This is a genomic window from Pokkaliibacter sp. CJK22405 (genome assembly GCF_046614695.1).
Taxonomy (GTDB): domain Bacteria; phylum Pseudomonadota; class Gammaproteobacteria; order Pseudomonadales; family Balneatricaceae; genus Pokkaliibacter.
On sequence record NZ_JBKKHQ010000007.1, the window covers coordinates 121,532 to 139,074 of the forward strand.

At 54.3% G+C, this 17,543-nt stretch carries 14 protein-coding genes; 4 read left to right on the plus strand and 10 right to left on the minus strand.

Annotation, left to right across the window (positions count from 1 at the left end; translation table 11 throughout):
- Positions 1–68 precede the first annotated feature (68 nt).
- From ACKC9G_RS03675 to ACKC9G_RS03685, 3 genes are all read right to left on the minus strand, one after another.
- Positions 69–1,073 carry an ABC transporter permease gene (locus tag ACKC9G_RS03675; RefSeq protein WP_411403583.1) on the minus strand — a complete coding sequence of 335 codons (1,005 nt, stop codon included), beginning with the start codon at positions 1,071–1,073 and terminating at the stop codon, positions 69–71.
- Positions 1,063–2,574: a sugar ABC transporter ATP-binding protein gene (locus ACKC9G_RS03680; RefSeq protein WP_411403584.1), complete on the minus strand. Its 1,512-nt coding sequence runs from the start codon at positions 2,572–2,574 to the stop codon at positions 1,063–1,065. The genes ACKC9G_RS03675 and ACKC9G_RS03680 overlap by 11 nt, the downstream gene beginning before the upstream one ends.
- Positions 2,575–2,662: 88 nt before the next feature.
- Entirely contained in the window at positions 2,663–3,583 is a 921-nt protein-coding gene (locus ACKC9G_RS03685) for an ABC transporter substrate-binding protein (protein WP_411403585.1), read from the minus strand.
- Between the two features lie 650 nt (positions 3,584–4,233).
- Here ACKC9G_RS03685 and ACKC9G_RS03690 point away from each other — a divergent pair.
- Positions 4,234–4,980: an SDR family oxidoreductase gene (locus ACKC9G_RS03690; protein ID WP_411403586.1), complete on the plus strand. Its 747-nt coding sequence runs from the start codon at positions 4,234–4,236 to the stop codon at positions 4,978–4,980.
- Between the two features lie 96 nt (positions 4,981–5,076).
- Here the strand turns inward: ACKC9G_RS03690 and ACKC9G_RS03695 are convergent, their stop codons facing one another.
- A complete protein-coding gene (locus tag ACKC9G_RS03695) occupies positions 5,077–5,970 on the minus strand; it encodes an AraC family transcriptional regulator N-terminal domain-containing protein (RefSeq protein WP_411403587.1) in 894 nt (297 codons plus the stop codon).
- Positions 5,971–6,330: 360 nt separating this feature from the next.
- Between ACKC9G_RS03695 and ACKC9G_RS03700 the strand changes: the two genes are divergently transcribed.
- The 3 genes from ACKC9G_RS03700 (at position 6,331) to ACKC9G_RS03710 (ending at position 9,250) form a co-directional block, all read left to right on the plus strand.
- On the plus strand, positions 6,331–7,095 hold the full coding sequence (locus tag ACKC9G_RS03700; protein WP_411403588.1) for an SDR family NAD(P)-dependent oxidoreductase: 765 nt from the start codon (positions 6,331–6,333) through the stop codon (positions 7,093–7,095).
- 203 nt (positions 7,096–7,298) lie between these two features.
- On the plus strand, positions 7,299–8,450 hold the full coding sequence (locus tag ACKC9G_RS03705) for a pyridoxal phosphate-dependent aminotransferase (protein WP_411403589.1): 1,152 nt from the start codon (positions 7,299–7,301) through the stop codon (positions 8,448–8,450).
- Positions 8,451–8,473: 23 nt separating this feature from the next.
- The gene (locus tag ACKC9G_RS03710) at positions 8,474–9,250 is read left to right on the plus strand and encodes an amidohydrolase (protein ID WP_411403590.1); all 777 of its coding nucleotides are present in this window, start codon (positions 8,474–8,476) and stop codon (positions 9,248–9,250) included.
- 73 nt (positions 9,251–9,323) lie between these two features.
- On the opposite strand, the gene ACKC9G_RS03715 is transcribed toward ACKC9G_RS03710, so the two are convergent.
- The 6 genes from ACKC9G_RS03715 to purD form a co-directional block, all read right to left on the minus strand.
- Entirely contained in the window at positions 9,324–10,043 is a 720-nt protein-coding gene (locus ACKC9G_RS03715; protein ID WP_411403591.1) for a hypothetical protein, read from the minus strand.
- A gap of 151 nt (positions 10,044–10,194) precedes the next feature.
- Positions 10,195–10,503: a hypothetical protein gene (locus ACKC9G_RS03720; RefSeq protein ID WP_411403592.1), complete on the minus strand. Its 309-nt coding sequence runs from the start codon at positions 10,501–10,503 to the stop codon at positions 10,195–10,197.
- 72 nt (positions 10,504–10,575) lie between these two features.
- Positions 10,576–11,157 carry a hypothetical protein gene (locus tag ACKC9G_RS03725; RefSeq protein ID WP_411403593.1) on the minus strand — a complete coding sequence of 194 codons (582 nt, stop codon included), beginning with the start codon at positions 11,155–11,157 and terminating at the stop codon, positions 10,576–10,578.
- A gap of 111 nt (positions 11,158–11,268) precedes the next feature.
- Entirely contained in the window at positions 11,269–11,697 is a 429-nt protein-coding gene (locus tag ACKC9G_RS03730) for a hypothetical protein (RefSeq protein ID WP_411403594.1), read from the minus strand.
- Positions 11,697–15,965, minus strand: a complete 4,269-nt coding sequence (locus ACKC9G_RS03735) for an RHS repeat-associated core domain-containing protein (RefSeq protein WP_411403595.1) — start codon at positions 15,963–15,965, stop codon at positions 11,697–11,699. Before ACKC9G_RS03735 ends, ACKC9G_RS03730 begins: the two co-directional genes overlap by 1 nt.
- Before the next feature lie 294 nt (positions 15,966–16,259).
- Positions 16,260–17,543, minus strand: coding sequence for a phosphoribosylamine--glycine ligase (gene purD / locus ACKC9G_RS03740; RefSeq protein WP_411403596.1), 1,284 nt, complete (start codon positions 17,541–17,543; stop codon positions 16,260–16,262).

Sequence of the window (17,543 nt, forward strand, 5' to 3'; positions counted from 1 at the left end):
GTCTCACCGGATAGGTCAGGGTTCAGGTATCAGGTTGTGGCCTCCCCGTGAGAGGAGGCCGTGCTGTGTCAGCGGCTGCGGCGGCGTTCGCGGCTGATGTAAATCGCCAGCAGGATGATGCCGCCTTTGATCACGTTCTGAACGTAGGGCGAAACGCCCATCATGTTCAGGCCGTTATTGAGTACGCCAAGGAGCATCGCACCGATCAGGGTGCCAAGAATCGCCCCGCGACCTCCGGCAATAGCGGCGCCGCCCATGACGACTGCGGCGATGGCATCAAGCTCAAAGCCTTCACCAGCGTTGGGTTGACCACTCATCAGGCGCGAGGTCAGAACCATCCCGGCAATGGAGGCGGTCAGGCCACTGATCGCATAGACCAGTAACTTGTAGCGGGAGACTTTTACGCCGCTTAAGCGGGCGGCTTCCTCATTACCGCCGATGGCGTAGATGTAGCGCCCCATCGGGGTTTTGGTGAGGACGACCCAGGCCACCAGATACACCAGCAGCATCACCAGAATCGGTGTTTGCAGGCCGAAGACCTCGCCACGACCCAGAAAGCTGAAGTCTTTGGGTAAACCTGAGAGCGGGTAGCCGCCGGTGTAAATCAGTGCCAGACCTCGGGCAATACCCATCGTCGCCAGAGTGACGATGATCGGTGGCAGCCGACCAATGGCGATGCAGATGCCGTTCACCATGCCGAAAAAGAAGCCGACCAGCATTCCGACCAGAATCGCCAGAGAAGGCGGCAGGCCTTGCAGCATCATGCCCGCCGTCACGGTGCCGGAGAGGGCCATTACCGCCCCGACGGAGAGATCAATCCCGCCGGTCAGAATGGCGCAGGTCATGCCTACCGCGATGATGGCGTTAATGGAGACTTGCCGGCCAATATTGCTGAGGTTGGAGCCGGTCAGAAAGTTATCGTTTACGAACATCATCACCACGCAAATGGCGATCAGGCCGATCAGCGGATAGAACGCCGGGGAATGCTCGAATTTACGCCAAAGGCTGGTGTTACGGTGTTTTTGAACGCCTGTCTCGGATGGCAGGGTGTTCGCTGAAACGTTATTCGCCATAGTGTGCTCCCCCCGTGGCGTGCAGCATGATGTCGTTAGCCGTTATCGCATCGCCGGTCAGGGTGGCGACGATGGCGCCCTGACAGAAGACCGCGACCCGGTCACACATGCCGATGACTTCCGGCAGCTCGGATGAAATCATGATGATGCTGTAACCCTGCTCGGTGAGGGCGCGCATCAGCTGGTAAATCTCGGCCTTGGCCCCGACATCAATGCCGCGGGTAGGCTCATCAAAAATCAGGATGCGGCATTGATGGTTGAGCCAGCGGGCGATGACCACCTTTTGCTGATTGCCGCCACTCAGGTTGACGACCTTGGTATCGTCGTCCGGCGCTTTGATGGTGACTTTCTTCATCAGCGACACCACATCGTCATGCTCGCGTTGTTCGCTGATCAGGCCGTGACCGCCGGTATACTTGCCAAGATTGTTGATGACGATATTGCTGCGGATGCTGAAATCCGTGATAAGTCCCTGGGTTTTGCGGCTTTCCGGCAGCAGGCCAATCCCCAGTTTGAGTGCATCGGACGGCGTTTTCAGCGCCACCGGCTGGCCGTTGAGATACACCTCTTTGTGGGCTGCAGGCATGGCTCCCATCAGCCCCAGCGCCAGTTCGGTCCGGCCGGAACCGACCAGTCCGGCAAAGCCCAGAATCTCGCCGCGGTGCAGGGAAAAGGCATTGGTATGGCTGTCTTTTGCCAGCTGCAGCGCCTTGACGTCCAGCACGACCTCGGGGTCAGCAGGACGCTCGGGGATGGGCGGGAAGCTTTGTTCAAGCCTTCGTCCCACCATCATTTCCACCAGCGCATCAACATCGGTCTCACTGACATTGGCGAAACCGGCGTTGGAGCCATCGCGCAGCACGCTGATGCGATCACAGACGGCGAAAATCTCCTCCAGGTGGTGGGAGATAAAAATCATCGCCACGCCCTGGCGCTTTAAATCCCGCATGATGCAGAACAAGTGTTCGGCTTCTGCCGGGGTCAGGGTGGCGGTGGGTTCATCCAGAATAAGAATGCGTGCATCCAGCGCCAGCGCCTTGGCAATTTCGACAAACTGCTGCTCGGCAACACTGAGGCTGGCCACAGGCAGATGCAGATCGATATCGACATTCAGGCGGGCGAAGATGGCCTCGGTGCGCTTGAGCATCTGCGCCCGGCTCAGTAGCCCCATGCCGTTGGTCAGCTCGCGGCCAAGGAAGATATTTTCCACCGCATCAAGGTAGGGGATCAGGCTGAATTCCTGAAAGATAATACCGACACCGGCGGCGATGGCATCGTTATAACCGGCAAAACTCATGGGTTTGCCGTTAATGGCGATGGTGCCGTCATCGGGCTGATAGATGCCGGAGAGAATTTTCATCAGCGTGGATTTGCCCGCGCCGTTCTCGCCCAGCAGGGCATGAATTTCGCCTTCGCATACTTCAAGGTTGATTCCGGACAGCGCTTTTACGCCGGGGAAACTCTTGCTGATGCGTTCAAGCTTGAGAGTTGTGGCCGTCATGGTCTGACCTCTACCGCTTCAGTGAATCGCGCTGAAATGTCCTCGCTAGTCAACTGACGCAGCGAGGACGCCTTTCGGGTAACAGGACTTACCAGCTGAAAGTTTTCGCACCTTCACGGTCGATCAGAGTCACATCCACGGGCACGGCTTTGGGCACGTTGGCGCCCCATTTTTTCGCCAGCGCCATGGCCAGACCAATGCGTACCTGATCACGCGGGTACTGGGCCGAGGTGGCAATAAAGTGGGAGTCAGGCTGCTGAATGGCCTTGATGGCTTCGGGCGCACCATCAACGCTGACCAGTTTGATGTCCTTGCCGCTGGCATCAATGGCGGCCAGTGCGCCCATGGAGCCTGTGTCATTCACACTGAAAATGCCTTTCAGATCGGCGTTGGCTTCGATCATGTTCTCGGTCACGCTCAGTGCCTGGTCACGCTCCTGCTTGCCGTTCTGGACGCTGACAATCTTGATGTCCGGGTATTTCCCCAGGGCATCCTTACAACCACGCACACGCTCAAGAATCGGCACGACGGGGATGCCATCCAGAATCGCCACGTTGCCTTTCTCACCGATATTTTTCGCCAGATACTGACACGCCATCACACCGGCATCGTAGTTACGTGAGCCGACGAAAGAGTCAATCGGGCCTTCGGCCTGGGCATCGACTGCCACGGTGATCACGCCTGCTTCATGGGCGGTCATCACCGCAGACTGCACGCCAACGGAATCGGTGGGGTTGATCAGCAGGACGTCAATGCCGCGCTGAACGACATCTTCGATATCACTGAGCTGCTTGGAAACGTCATGGTGGGCATCAGTCACGATCACCTCGGCGCCGATGGATTTCGCCGCATCCTCCAGGGACTGCTTCATCACCACGAAGTAGGGGTTGTTCAGCTCCTGAAATGACATGGCGATTTTCAGCGGGTCGGCATGGGCGGTGGCCGCCAGTGCCATGGAACAGGTGATAGCGGTTGCCAGCCCTTTAAGAGCAGGTTTCATAGTGCGCATAGTGTTGTCCTTTAATTGTTTTTGTAGGTCTGCACTGCTTGTTATATTCGAGATGTTATCGTTAACATTTTTGAGCCAAAGGATAGGGTTTATCTCTTAGGCTTCCCCGGCTCTGGCAAGGTAACTGCCTTCGCTGTGGAAACTGATTGGCCTTACTCCTCTCTGATTCGCCTGGGTTGAAAGCTGTTTTCAGCGTGGTGTCTTTAAAAATGTTAACGATGTCATTTACGTTAGCAAAGGTTTTTAGCAGAAGAAAAGCCCTATTTTTAACCAATCGACTAAAGTCTAGTGAGAAGATGCTGCCATGCTGCTTGGCAACATGTCAGAGAATGTGGCTAACCCATTGAGAAGCTGCAATAAAGCGAAATAAAGGCCGCTTCGGAGCGCTGCAAAAGCGAAACTGTGACTGTGGATATCATTGTCATTTCGATCAGCCGGCAAAGGCCTGGCTTCTTTCCCTGAAAGAGCCATGTCTCCGTGAAAAACTTATGGCTTCGCGAAAAATCTGTGATCGGCGCGCTCTTGCAACGCGGCACCGTCGCTCTAACACGTTCGGACGATGGCTAAATAAAACCGGATTCCAGCACATAGAGCGTCCGCAGTCTCAGGCGTAACCTTCAGGCTTCACTCTTCAACTGTGGAGCTATCCCATGAAAACCGTTCTGATTACGGGCTGTTCTTCGGGTTTTGGTCTGGAAACTGCCAAACTGTTTCTGGCGCGTGGCTGGCAGGTGATTGCCACCATGCGCTCGCCGGATGAGTCTCTGCTTCCTGCCTCGGAAAACCTGCGGGTGCTACCGCTGGATGTGACCAACGCAGAGAGTATTGCTGCGCTAGTCGAGCAGGCCGGTGAGGTGGATGTTCTGGTCAACAATGCCGGGATTGGTTTCCTTAACGCGCTGGAAGGCTCCTCCCTTGAGGTGATCCGCACTCTGTTCGAAACCAATACCTTTGGCACCATGGCCATGTGCAAAGCCTTTATGCCTCAATTTCGTACCCGCCAAAGCGGCATGTTTATTAACGTGACCTCTACCGTGGCTATCGCGCCGTTCCCGCTGCTGTCGGTCTATTCCGCCAGTAAGGCAGCGGTGAATCGCTTTACTGAAACCCTCGCCGAAGAGCTTAAGCCCTTCAACATTCAGGCGAAGGTGGTGATGCCAGGGCGGGCGCCGGATACGCGCTTTGGTGAGAATGCCCAGGGGCTGATGCAGGAAGGTTTCCCAGAGGCCTATCAGGCGCTGATCGAGGGAATTTTCGCGGGTTGGGCTGCCGATAATTCGGAGCTGACCAAAGCGGTGGATGTAGCCGAAGCCGTATGGCAGGCGGCGACAGAGCCTTCCGCGCCGATGTATCTTGCTGCCGGAGCCGACGCGGTCGCGTTGTATAACGCAGGCTAGGCGACGATTGCGGTATCGTAAAAAGTGCTCAGGCTAAAAGGACAGCCGCTTGCTGACGTTGGGTTTGCAAGCGGCTGAGTGCTTATGGTCTGGGGCTTAGGCGCTCGCCAGCATGCCATGCTGAAAACGCTGAATATCCCGCCGCGGAGCATCGCCAAAGAAGCGGGTGTAATCCCGACTGAACTGCGACGGGCTTTCATAGCCAACCTGACTCGCCGCCTTTTCGATATTGCTCACCTTGTCGACCAGAAGTCGGCGGGCTTCCAACAGGCGCAGCTGTTTCTGGTATTGCACCGGCGACATGGCGGTCAGGCGCTTGAAGTGGCGATGAAACGCCGAGGGACTGAGCTGGGCGATGGCGGCCAGCTCTTCCACACGAATCGGTTCGGCATAACGGGCACGCAGGGCATGAATGGCGCTAAGGACGCGGTGGGTATGCTGATGGCCAAGCGCCATATGCGCAATGGAGGCGCCTTGCGGGCCCGTCAGTAACCAATAGCAAATTTCCCGCATGATGCCGGGGTAGAGCACCTGCAAGGCAGTCGGCTCATGCAATAACTGAGTCGCGCGCCACAGGCAGTGGATCAGCTCATCATTCAGATCAAGCACATCAATGGCGCGAAAATCCTGCGCGGCGGGTTCGATGGCGAGCTGCTGCAGAACTTCACCAAGAATACTGAGATCCAGCTCCATCACCAGCCCGAGAAAGGGCATCGCTTCGCTGGCATCGTACACACGGCCGACGGCGGGCATTTCAATATTCACCACCAGCGCCTGACCGGCACGGTAGTCGTAGCGGCCCTCCCCAAAGGCTGTCCATTTGGCTCCCTGAGCGACGGCGCATAACGCGGGACGGTGAATCAGGTGCGAAGGCGGGCGAGGAGCGCTGGCACGCAGGATCATCATGCCTTCGACGGGCGTCAGGTACGGGTAGGCATCGGGGGGTGGGTCAGTAATCGCGCGCAGGGCGCTGGCAAGCTGGGTAATCATGACGCCTCCGGCGAGACAGTTGCGGTCAGGAAAAAGAATCGAGCGACGGCTTGAGTACCTGAGTGTAGCTGAGTTCGTGATGAGGCAAACAGCAGAAACAGGCAAAAAACAGGAATGGGCAAGAAATAGCGAGGATTGAACAGGCTGACGGTTTATTGACCTGAAACACCGATAATTCGTAGCTTGAAGCTTGCTTTTTCTGAGGGGTGACATTTTCGCAGAGCAGAATCGTGCAAGTTATCGCGAGGATTCGCGCTTATCCGGCGCACGGGGCAGGCGTAGTCTGGCAACACATCAGCGGGGTTCTGACCTTGCTGTTCTTGCCTTACTTACTTTGTCTCACGACACAGGAGTCTTGTTATGTCTACCTCCATTGCACTGGTTACCGGCGGCAGCCGTGGTCTGGGCCGCAGCACCGTAATCAATCTGGCCAAGCGCGGCATCAGCAGTATTTTTACCTATCACAGCAATGACGCGGCAGCGCAGGCGGTGGTGGCCGAAGTGGAAGCGCTGGACGTTGCCGGTGTGAAAGTGAAAGCCCTGGCGCTGGATACCGGCGATGTGTCGGCCTTCGCGGCTTTTGTCGCCGAGATCAAAACACAGTTAACACAGTGGCAGGCCGATGGGCTGGATTATCTGGTCAACAATGCAGGGACTTCTCACCACAACGCCATTGTCAGTACCACGGAAGAGGAGTTCGACGGGCTCTTTAACGTGCACCTGAAAGGCGTGTTCTTCCTGACGCAGGCGCTGTTGCCGGTACTGAAAGATAACGGCCGCATTGTGAATATCTCCTCCGGCCTGACTCGTTTCTGCGTCCCCGGCAGTGCCAGTTATGCAGCGATGAAAGGCGCGATTGAAGTCTTCACCCGCTATCTTGCCAAAGAGCTGGGCGAGCGGGGCATTCGTGCCAATACTGTGGCGCCGGGCGCTATCGAGACGGACTTCAGCGGTGGAACGGTGCGGGATAATCCCGAGGTCAACAGGATGGTTGCCTCCATGACGGCGCTGGGTCGCCCCGGTTTGCCTGAGGATATCGGGCCGATGATTGCGGCCTTGTTGAGCGAGGATAACCGCTGGATTAACGGTCAGCGTATTGAAGTCTCCGGCGGTATGGTGCTCTAAGGCGGCGATTAGGGAGACACAGCGTTCAACCCCGGTTGAGCGCTTCAGCTATAAGAGGTTCCAAATTAATCTAACAGCTGGCATATCGCTGGCTGTTTGCCTCTGGGGCAAGGCTCGCGGCAACTTTATAATGCCGGTAGTAGCGCGCAGGTTTTCCCCTGTGCTGATCGCAGCATTCCAGACTCGCAGGCAAACCCCACATTATGGTGTCTTTTAGCTCGAAGCTTCCCAAGGTCGGCACGACCATTTTCTCGCAGATGTCCCAGCTGGCCGCCGAGCATGGCGCGATCAACCTGTCGCAGGGGTTTCCGGACTTTGAAGGCCCGTCACTGCTGAAAGAGCGTGTGGCGCATTATCTGTTAGGCACCCATAACCAGTATTCACCCATGACGGGCGTTCCGGCCCTGCGTCAGGCTATCGCCAGTAAAATCGGCAGCCTCTACGGCGCTGATGTTAATGCCGATAGTGAAGTGACTGTCACCTCCGGGGCGACGGAGGCCATCTTCTGCGGCATCACCGCCTTTGTGTCGGCGGGTGATGAGGTCATCGTCTTTGACCCGGCTTATGACTGCTACGAACCGGCGATTGAGTTGGCTGGCGCCACGGCGGTGCATTTGCCACTGCTGCCCCCGGCTTTTGGTATCGACTGGCCTGCACTGGAAGCCGCCATCACGCCAAAGACGCGGATGATCATTATCAATAACCCGCACAACCCAAGCGGCGCGGTGTTTGCTGTGGAGGATCTTGAGCGCTTCGCGGCGTTGCTGGAGGGCACTGATATTCTGCTGCTGGGGGATGAGGTGTATGAGCACATCGTTTTTGATGGCAAGCCTCACCTGAGCCTGTTGGGCCATAAAGCGCTGCGAGAGCGCTCACTGGTGGTTTCAAGCTTCGGCAAAACCTATCACACCACCGGCTGGAAGGTGGGATATGTGGTGGCGCCCGCTGCGCTGAGTGTCGAGATCCGCAAGGTGCACCAGTACGTCACGTTCAGCACCAGCACGCCATTTCAGCTGGGGCTGGCGGATTATCTGGTCGCCCATCCTGAGCATCATCTGGCGCTGCCAGCGTTTTATCAGGCCAAGCGCGATGAGTTCTGCAGCTATCTGCAAGGCTCACGTTTCAGCTTCACCCCGGCGCAGGGCACCTATTTTCAGGTCGTGGATTACAGTGCCATCAGGGATATTCCCGATGTGGAAATGGCGCGCTGGCTGACGACCGAAGTCGGCGTGGCGGCCATTCCTTTCTCGGTGTTTTATCAGAACGCACCGCAAGACCTGCGCCTGTTGCGGTTCTGCTTCGCCAAGGGCAGTGATACCCTGCAAAAAGCTGCAAGTATTCTCAGTAAGCTTTGAGCCTTTTAGCCTGAGGGGGAACGATGGACGCGTTACGGGTCGCTGTGATTCAGACCGAGCTGGTCTGGCAGGATTGGGAAGCCAACAAGGCGCAACTGACGCCTAAACTGGCGGAGCAGCAAGGGCTGGCGGATGTGATTGTGCTGCCGGAGATGTTCGCTTCCGGCTTCTCGATGGATACCTCCATGGCTCAGCGCATGGATGGTGATGCCGTCGCCTGGATGCGGGAGCAGGCCGAAGCGCTGGATGCGGTCGTCTGCGGAAGTCTGATGATGGATGTTCCCGGCGAAGGCTGTGTGAATCGCTTTATCTGGATGCCGCCTGCAGGTGCTTATCAGACCTATGACAAGCGCCACCTGTTCCGTATGGGCAATGAGCATGAGCATTATCAGCCCGGTGATCAGCGCGTGGTGATCGAATACCGCGGCTGGCGTATTCTGCCGCTGGTGTGCTATGACCTGCGTTTCCCGGTATTTGCGCGAAACCGCCAGGATTACGATCTCTTTTTAATCGTCGCCAATTGGCCTGCTCGGCGCAGCCATCACTGGAAAACCCTGATTGCGGCACGTGCTATCGAAAATCAGGCCTATGTGGTCGCCTGTAATCGTGTTGGCACTGACGGTAATGACTGGGCGTTTTCCGGTGGCTCACAAATTATTGACCCCCAGGGGGCCATACTTGCGCAGGTAGAGGATGATCAAGCGGGCAGTTGCCGTGCTGAGCTTTCCCTGAGTGCGGTTAATGAATACCGTGAAGCCTTTCCCGCCTGGCAGGATGCCGATGCTTTTGAGCTGAGCTGAGCAGAAAGCGATCGACATGCGCCAACAAATAACGGAGCCCTGAGCTCCGTTTTTTATATCCGCCTGACCTGGGTTACTGAGGAATCGCCCTGGGGCTATCGAACATCAGTACTACCGAGCTGTTATGCAGCTCACCATCGTAGGTGCGGCCATCAATGTAGATCAGGCTGCGGTCCTTGTCTTCCAGTTGGCCGATCGCAAACTTGAGGTACTGCTGGATTTTGCCGTCTTTCGAAACAGTATCAAAACGCCATTGGGCGCCATGCCAGCGTCCGGTAATGGAGTTGCGTTCCTGCTGGTTAACCAGCTGAAACTTATCCAGTTCTACCTTGGCAAAGCTGACGGTATTGGTCGCCGGGTGATAAATCACATGATCATAAGGCGGGTTCAGACCGAGGTTACTCAGCATGACATTACCGGCCTTGTCCTGAGTCACCTTGATCTGGGTGATGGCGGTACGCGTGAGGTTAAAGCGGCGGCTGCCCTGCAGGTACGACTGATATTCTTCCTGCGTGATGCCGAAGTTGGGATGGTAGGGCAGAGGCTGGCCTTGCTTGGCCTGCGCCACATATTGCTGAAACCACTCCTGATGCTGGCTGATGCTCGCCATAATGCGGTCATGGAGCTGGCGTATTACCTTCGGCGGGAGAATCTGCATCACATCGGCCTGAAAATCGGCTGATGGCAGATATTGGGTCAGGCGGGCAGCGGCAGAATCTGCATGGGCGCGCGGAGCGAGAATAAACAAACAACACAACAGTGAGAGCAGGCTCCGGGGTAGCAAGCTTGCCATGGGCGTACATCCTTTTCTTCAATCAACAACGTGCGCGATCCGTAGACGCGGGCAGATTATGCCCGAAGCCTCAGGGATTGTCTTATGTCAGCGCTGTCTTTGCTTATTATCTGAACATTGCCTGAGGTCAGGAGAAGAAAAGTACAGGCTTTCAGGGCGCAAGGTGGTTACCAAGGGTTTCGCTCACCAGTTGCCTGAGAGTGGTAATGGCGTGGGTGACTACGGCGTTCAGCTGCGGTGAGAGAGTGTCATTAGGGAAATCATGCTGATAAGCGTCAATAGACTCCAGATCCAGCAGGGCCGCATCAAACTTTGTTAACCAGCAGGATGAGACCTCCGGCAGCGCATCGCCCAGGAACGCCAGATCGGCAATTAAGTCACTTAATACAAGCTGCCCCTGAGTAAAAGCTTCGAGTTGGCTTTGCATTCGCTGAAGGGGAGGCAGGTTACCTGATGTCATCAAAGGGCACAGTGGATTATGGAGTGGTTACGAACAGGGGGCATACTATTAAAAACCTCGTGTGAGGCCCGGTTACATTGTTTCCAACGAAAGAAGGATCTGGTTATTTTTGGGGTCTTTAATCATAAAACCATAACTGAAACGCTTCATAAAATGGCAAGGGGAGTAGGCATTAAGCGTATCCTGATTAATAAACTCCGGATTATCGGTGATTGATCTTACTTCGCTACCTAACATCGCGCTGTGTTTGGCATCTTTAATGGTGGAAATGAGTTCACAGTCTTTGGTGATTTCTTCTACCTTTTGTTTTTCGGAGATTTGTAAAACAGCGGTGAGCCAATAATCATTCATTTCAGGGAGAAATCCTGATTTTACTGCATTCTTACGAATCACTGCACCTGTGGCCCATTTGACAGACTCTACCTCTAATCCTTCCAACGGTACTGACTCTGCTAACTCATCGATGCTCTCTGAATAATAGATCTTAGGATTTGCGCTAGCCTGTTGTCCTGAAGCGGTACTCTCAGAATCACCACACCCGATTAACAGAAGGCAGCTAAAGAGTGAGAAAAAGAATAAAAGGTTTAATGATATTTTCTTGTTTTTATTACTGTAATTCAAATTTGAAAGGTTAGGGTTTTTAATGCTAAACATAATTTATGCAACAAAGAAATTATTGTTAATATTTTAAATTTGTTTTTATCGATCAATAGGACCGCATTATAAATTTTGCACTAATTATCTAAAATCCCTTCGTCTATCTTCTTAATCTGTCCATTGGTTAATAAAATCATGATTTTTTGAAGATTTAGTAAGCCATATAAAGAAATCAATAAAATCCTCATCGGACCAGGGATCAATATCAATATCATCCCATCGGTCGTAGGTTAAATTAATAATCTGCTTCCCCTGGTAATGGCATGTGAAGGTATGTTGTTCTTCTCCTCGGGAATGGGTAAAGGTCAATTCAGTACTATTGATAGGGAACTGCTGTTGATTGGCAAAAAAAAGAGGACCATTTTTAGAGGCGATAATACCAAAAAAATCCGCACCTAATTTAATATAAGTTCCTTTTTTCTCAATATTGCTATCAGGAGTGTTTGCCGCGGATATCTCCCTTAAAGGTCCCAGGTTATTGTCATACTCTAAAAGATAATTATATATATCACGATTTCTTAATAGTTTAGTTGACATCAGTTGCTACCACTTAAAAGGTTCATGTGCTTTTGTAAATAATCTTCAGGCTGTTTAGAAAGCCACTTTCCAAATCCACCGAGCAATGAGTTCACATCTGGGTTAGGCCTTGCAGCACTTTCAACAATCTGAGAGTAAGTTTTACCTCGTTGCACCAGAAGGTCAACTCCCGGCCCTAAAGGATCTCCATATCTCTTCATATTGACATCATAGATATAATCTCTAAGTGGTTCTGGTGTCAGGTTTTTGTATTCTACGCCAAGCTGGCGGCGAGCATTGTTGGCTGTTTCAGCCAGTACTTTTTCTGAGCCTGGTAGATTCGCCATATTCGCTAATGCCTTTTCTGCAATAGTGTGATCTGTAAGGCCTAGTTGATACCTGGATAACTCTGCTACTTTTTGTTCGTACTCTTTACGGAGGGGATTATCTTTTATATCTCGACCGAGCTTCTCTACGAGTTTACTTTCAAGATCTGCTCTATTCAGCGCAGTAACTTTTGGAATATCGCCCAAGGCTTTTTGAGCTGTATTCAGCCCTCCAAGAGCCTTGTCAGCGAGTTTGAGCGCCTTCTTCCCTTTTAACAGCGCTTTGCCACCGGGAATCATGCCCAGCAGGATACCTGCTCCTTCCATCCAGCGGCTGACAGGTTCACCGGTCACGAGATCTGAGCCCGTAAACACCTGTGCCAGCGATTTAAGGCTACCGACCACAGGGAGCATATCTGCTGTTAACGAGCCCGCGCTGGCGGCCAGACTTGGTTCGGTGCCGAGGCAGGCAGCTTCTGTGCAGAGGCCGAGAGGATCTGCCCAGCTTAAAGGGTTCGGCGCGTAGCGGTAAGGGTTTAAGCCGCCCAATAAGCCAATGGGGTCCTGAGTAATAAAGCGCCCTTGGGTCGGGTCGTAATAACGGTAGCGGTTGTAATGAAGTCCGCTTTCTTTATCTGCGTACTGGCCCTGCAGACGAAGCGGATTATCCACGTTTTCATGCAGAACTGTGGCATGGCCCCACGCATCCAGCTGTGCTTCCCAGGCGAGTTGACCTTGGTTATCCAGCAGGGCGATAGGCGCTCCACGCTGATCCAGTACGTAGTGATAGATATTACTGCCCTCAATCATCATCAATGGACGATGGGAGCGTTGCTGCTGATCTTCAGGTTGGGGTTCGTAGATATACCAGCGTGACTGGCCATCCCGGTTCTCACCGATTAACTGGTTACCATCCCAATAAAAGAAGGTGGTATTTTTGCCAAGAATACGACGCGTCCAGTTCTCGGGATCGTTTTCATCGTCACCCTCCAGTACCAGCTCAAAACGCAGCACTTCTTTACGTACTCGACGTCCAAAAGAGTCGTAGTCATAACGGGCATGTACGCTATCGGTGATCACCTCACGCAGTTGATTCAGACCATCGAACAGGCGTCGTTGCAGCAGCTTGCCGCTGGCGTCATGGACTTCGCTCTGGTTGCCGAGTTCATCATGGCTATAGCGTTGCTCGCCAAGCATCGTTAGCTTGTCAAACGTTGCTTCAGCGGCTTGTCCGGCAAACTCCAGCGGGTTGCCCCAGCTATCAAAGCGATAGTTCTGCGTCTGGCCACTGGTGCTAACTTCACGCAGCTGACGCAGCGCATCGTAAGCGTATTGCGCTGAACCTGTGGCGGAGTCTTCAACCTGACTCAGCTGCTGATGAGCACCATAGCGATATTCACGATGCCGTGGCTGTTCATTATGCTGCCAGCTTTGGCGGATCAGGCGATCACGGTGATCATACTGCTGGGTCAGTAGTGGCGCCGGGAAAGCGGGTATCTCGCGCAGCACTTCACTGCCATAGACATTGGTGCGACGGTTGAGCACACGAGCATCGTTAACGCTCACACCTTCAAGTCGATGATGGCTATCGTAATGGTGGCTAATGCGAGTGCCATCCGGCAGTGTTGTACTTTCCAGGCGATTATGGCGGTCAAAGCTGTGCTCAATTTTCCAGGGATGCATATCGCCATGACGATCGTTGATCCAGCCTTCTGCACCGGTCTTCTGGTTACGGGTATTCCAGTAAATTTTGACCCGGGCCTGAGGGTTAAATGCCTCGGTCAGGCGGTTACGCACATCGTACTGGAAATGATCAGAGGTTGAGCTGTCATGGCTGTAACTCTGGGCATCCCGCTGAGTCATGTTGCCGCGGGTATCATGGTTAAGCTGAATCCGTACTGTACTGGGATAACCGCTTTTACCTTCTGTGATTTCAATCAGCTTGCCGTCCTGACTCCAGCGGTAACCGCGCTGACGTTCATCAAAGTGCTCGGTGCGCGTCAGACGCTGGCAACTGTCGTAATGAAAACGTGAGAAAGCATGATCACTGCGAAGCAGGCCCGTCAGCTGGCGCTGAGCGTTGTAGCAAAGGTGAAGGTTGCTTTCATCTGCCTGAATTAGCGCCTTCGGCTCGGCAAAACCTTCATATTCGACCTGTTCAGTGGTGCCATCCGGCGCGATAACAGCGGTTAAGCGCCCCGCATCGTCATAGCGATACTCGGTGGTTTCTGCGTGCGCTTCTGCGCCAGCCAGAAACCGGCTATGGCGCCCCAAAAGTCCCTGCTTGTTGTAGTGATAGTTGATCACTTCCTGCGTTGGAGTCAGCAAGCCATCGAGTCGGCCCAGCAGGTTATAGCGGTAACGCCAGGTCGCTTCACCCTGCTTAACCAACAGGGGGCAGCTTGGCTCATTGAAAAAATTGGGGGTTTTGCTAGTGCGGTTCGGGACATCGAACTGAAACTGGATATCAGCTTTGCCGGACTGCTCCACTCTGGCGAGTTGCAGGCTGGTTTTATCATAGTGGTAGCGGGTCTCTTCAAGACCGCCTTGAGCATCGCTTGATAGCAGCTTGTTATCACTGATCAGCTTGCCAGCGGCATCAAAGGTACGTGTGAAGTGCTCGCCCAGCTCATCGCGGGTTGAGATACGCTGACCCAGGCTGTTGTAGCGATGTTCGAGCCAGTAATTTCCCTGTTCTTCGCGAACCAGTTGTCCGAGGTCGTTGTACTCATAGTGGTGAACCTGTCCCGAGGCATCTTTATGCCGGGTCAGGCGAAGGTAGTCATCGTAGCTGAATTCATCACAGCCGCCGTCCGGCGCCACTTGTTTGATGAGTTTCCAGTGGGCATCGTAATGATATTCCCAACGGCTCTCGTCACCGGCAATCGCCGTGGTAATGCGCGCAGCCTCGTCAAATTCCAGGCGGCTATAAAAGCTTTTGTTATCACCGTACTGCTCGATAACACGAGCGGTGGGGCCCTCACCTTGCCACACCAGATGGTGTTGGTAACCACTGGCCTGGGTTCGGGTAATCAGCAGACCGTCCTGATAGTCATAGCGCTCGGTTTGCTCATACTGATTGGTAGCGCTGATCAGCTCATCTTTTTCGTTGTAGCTGTAGCGCGCCAGAAAATACTGCAGAGGTTTGGCATCCGGGCGTGGCGCGGGGGTGACCTGCAGTACGCTGATCAGCCGACCCTCAGGATCATAAGCCAGGCGAACCTGTTGCTGACTGCCTTCCTGAACAATGGTGCCGAGCTGGTTTTGCTGGTTATAGGTGAAAAGCCAGAGCTGTGTTTCTGCCGTGACCCAGCGGCTTAAATGCCAGTGTTGGATTTGTTTCTGACGGTTTTGTCCAGGTTGGCGGGTGAAAACCTTGATGTGTCCATCGGGGAAGTAGAGCGTGAGTTCATCGTCCTGACGGTATTCTTTGAAGTCGCGATTCAGGCGCAGGCCTTCGCCACGCTGATAGCTGACGCCACCGCTTCTGACGTTCTCAAACAGAATCGCGCGACCTTCCTCGTTGGTATAGATGAGGCGGCTACCTTCACGATCGGTTTCTTCCTGAATACTGACGTGGTAGGGCGAGCGCCAGCCTTTACCAAGCGAGGTGGCATGATCACAAAAACAGGAGCGGTAAAGGCGCGACCAGCTCAGACCATCGAGGCCGGGCAACGTCGCATCGGTAAGGCTTAAAACCTCTTCGCCGCTGCTGAGTGAAACAGGGTCACCGATAAAGGACTGTTCATCCAGAGGGGTGCTGTTGGCGGTGACGTAAATGGTATCCAGCATGATGGTGCCAGCGTCATCGGTGTAGCCGGCTGCAGCACCTGTGGCCATTTGCTCTGATAAACCACCGGCTGTGCTGTCCGCAACGCCATCCGGAGTCGGAATAACTTTTTCGGTAATGGATGCGTAACCGGGGCCGCGGTTCTTGTTTCGAGAGTCGGTTGGCTGACTCATGCACAAACCTCACAGTGACTGAGTGTTCAGCGCCTGCACAGTGTGCGGGGGAGAACATCCTTGTAGGAGCGAGATGTCCAGAACGATCACGTCTGGCTTCTGATCAGAAAGGCTGCAGGAGAGTGGCTGGATACCGCTGGAGTCACTTCCTGTGATCCTGAGAATGGGGGCAGAGTTTAGGGGCTGAGTCGTGAATGTCAAGAAATGTAAAGATGTGTGTGTCCATTTTGGTGAAGTGTGCACACAAAAAAGCCACCCGAAGGTGGCCTTTTCTAGTGCCTCGCAATATCAGGCTTAGCCTTCTTCGCGAGCAATCGCACGCCAGCCGATATCGCGGCGGCAGAACATGCCATTCCAGCTGACCTGATCGCAGGCGCTGTAGGCACGCTCCTGCGCTTCTTTCACGCTGTCGCCCATGGCAGCAACGCACAGCACACGGCCGCCGTTGGTGGTGACTTTGCCATCAACCAGCTTGGTGCCGGCGTGGAAGATCTTGATGCCTTCAGGCAGGCTGGCAGGCAGGGTGATTTCATCACCTTTGCCGTAGTTGCCAGGATAGCCACCGGCAGCCAGTACCACGCCGAGACTTGGGCGCTGATCCCATTCGATGGTGGCAGTGTCGAGCTTGCCGGCAACCGCCGCTTCGCACAGTTCCACCAGCGAGGATTTAAGACGCAGCATGATGGGCTGAGTCTCAGGGTCACCAAAGCGGCAGTTAAACTCGATGACTTTCGGCGCGCCGGTTTCATCGATCATCAAGCCTGCGTAGAGGAAGCCCTGGAATGGATAGCCTTCTTTCTCCATGCCACGGATGGTCGGCATGATGACTTCGTCCATTGCGCGCTGATAAACCACATCGGTAACCACGGGGGCAGGAGAGTAAGCGCCCATGCCGCCAGTGTTCGGGCCGGTGTCGCCTTCGCCTACACGTTTGTGATCCTGGCTGGTGGCCATGGGCAGCACATTCACGCCGTCAGACATGACGATGAAGCTGGCTTCTTCGCCCTGCAGAAACTCTTCGATGACTACGCGGCAGCCTGCATCACCAAAAGCGTTGCCGGACAGCATATCGCGTACCGCTTCCTCGGCTTCTGCCTGCGTCATGGCGACGATAACGCCTTTACCTGCCGCAAGACCATCGGCCTTGATGACGATAGGTGCGCCTTTTTCCTGCAGATAAGCCAGAGCAGGCTCAACTTCAGTAAAGTTCTGATAATCCGCTGTCGGGATGGCATGGCGTGCCAGGAAGTCCTTGGTGAAGGCCTTTGAGCCTTCAAGCTGCGCTGCACCGGCGGTGGGGCCGAAAACCGGCAAACCCAGTTCAACAAATTTATCGACCAGACCTGCTACCAGTGGTGCTTCCGGGCCAACGATGGTCAGGGCAACATCGTTGTTCTTGGCAAAGTCAGCCAGTGCATCCAGCGCCAGTACGTCGATGTCGACGTTGGTCAGCTTGTCTTCAATGGCGGTGCCGGCGTTACCGGGTGCGACGAACACCTCGGTCACACGAGGGTCTTTGGCCGCTTGCCAGGCCAGCGCGTGCTCACGACCACCGCTACCTATGACTAATACTTTCAT

Excerpts from the sequence above, each read along its gene's own strand:
- ACKC9G_RS03720 (WP_411403592.1), bottom strand. The coding sequence starts at position 10,503 with ATGACATCAGGTAACCTGCCTCCCCTTCAGCGAATGCAAAGCCAACTC.
- ACKC9G_RS03715 (WP_411403591.1), bottom strand. The coding sequence starts at position 10,043 with ATGGCAAGCTTGCTACCCCGGAGCCTGCTCTCACTGTTGTGTTGTTTG.
- ACKC9G_RS03730 (WP_411403594.1), bottom strand. The coding sequence starts at position 11,697 with ATGTCAACTAAACTATTAAGAAATCGTGATATATATAATTATCTTTTA.
- ACKC9G_RS03710 (WP_411403590.1), top strand. The coding sequence starts at position 8,474 with ATGGACGCGTTACGGGTCGCTGTGATTCAGACCGAGCTGGTCTGGCAG.
- purD (WP_411403596.1), bottom strand. The coding sequence starts at position 17,543 with ATGAAAGTATTAGTCATAGGTAGCGGTGGTCGTGAGCACGCGCTGGCC.
- ACKC9G_RS03675 (WP_411403583.1), bottom strand. The coding sequence starts at position 1,073 with ATGGCGAATAACGTTTCAGCGAACACCCTGCCATCCGAGACAGGCGTT.
- ACKC9G_RS03700 (WP_411403588.1), top strand. The coding sequence starts at position 6,331 with ATGTCTACCTCCATTGCACTGGTTACCGGCGGCAGCCGTGGTCTGGGC.
- ACKC9G_RS03735 (WP_411403595.1), bottom strand. The coding sequence starts at position 15,965 with ATGAGTCAGCCAACCGACTCTCGAAACAAGAACCGCGGCCCCGGTTAC.
- ACKC9G_RS03685 (WP_411403585.1), bottom strand. The coding sequence starts at position 3,583 with ATGCGCACTATGAAACCTGCTCTTAAAGGGCTGGCAACCGCTATCACC.
- ACKC9G_RS03690 (WP_411403586.1), top strand. The coding sequence starts at position 4,234 with ATGAAAACCGTTCTGATTACGGGCTGTTCTTCGGGTTTTGGTCTGGAA.
- ACKC9G_RS03680 (WP_411403584.1), bottom strand. The coding sequence starts at position 2,574 with ATGACGGCCACAACTCTCAAGCTTGAACGCATCAGCAAGAGTTTCCCC.
- ACKC9G_RS03705 (WP_411403589.1), top strand. The coding sequence starts at position 7,299 with ATGGTGTCTTTTAGCTCGAAGCTTCCCAAGGTCGGCACGACCATTTTC.
- ACKC9G_RS03695 (WP_411403587.1), bottom strand. The coding sequence starts at position 5,970 with ATGATTACCCAGCTTGCCAGCGCCCTGCGCGCGATTACTGACCCACCC.
- ACKC9G_RS03725 (WP_411403593.1), bottom strand. The coding sequence starts at position 11,157 with ATGTTTAGCATTAAAAACCCTAACCTTTCAAATTTGAATTACAGTAAT.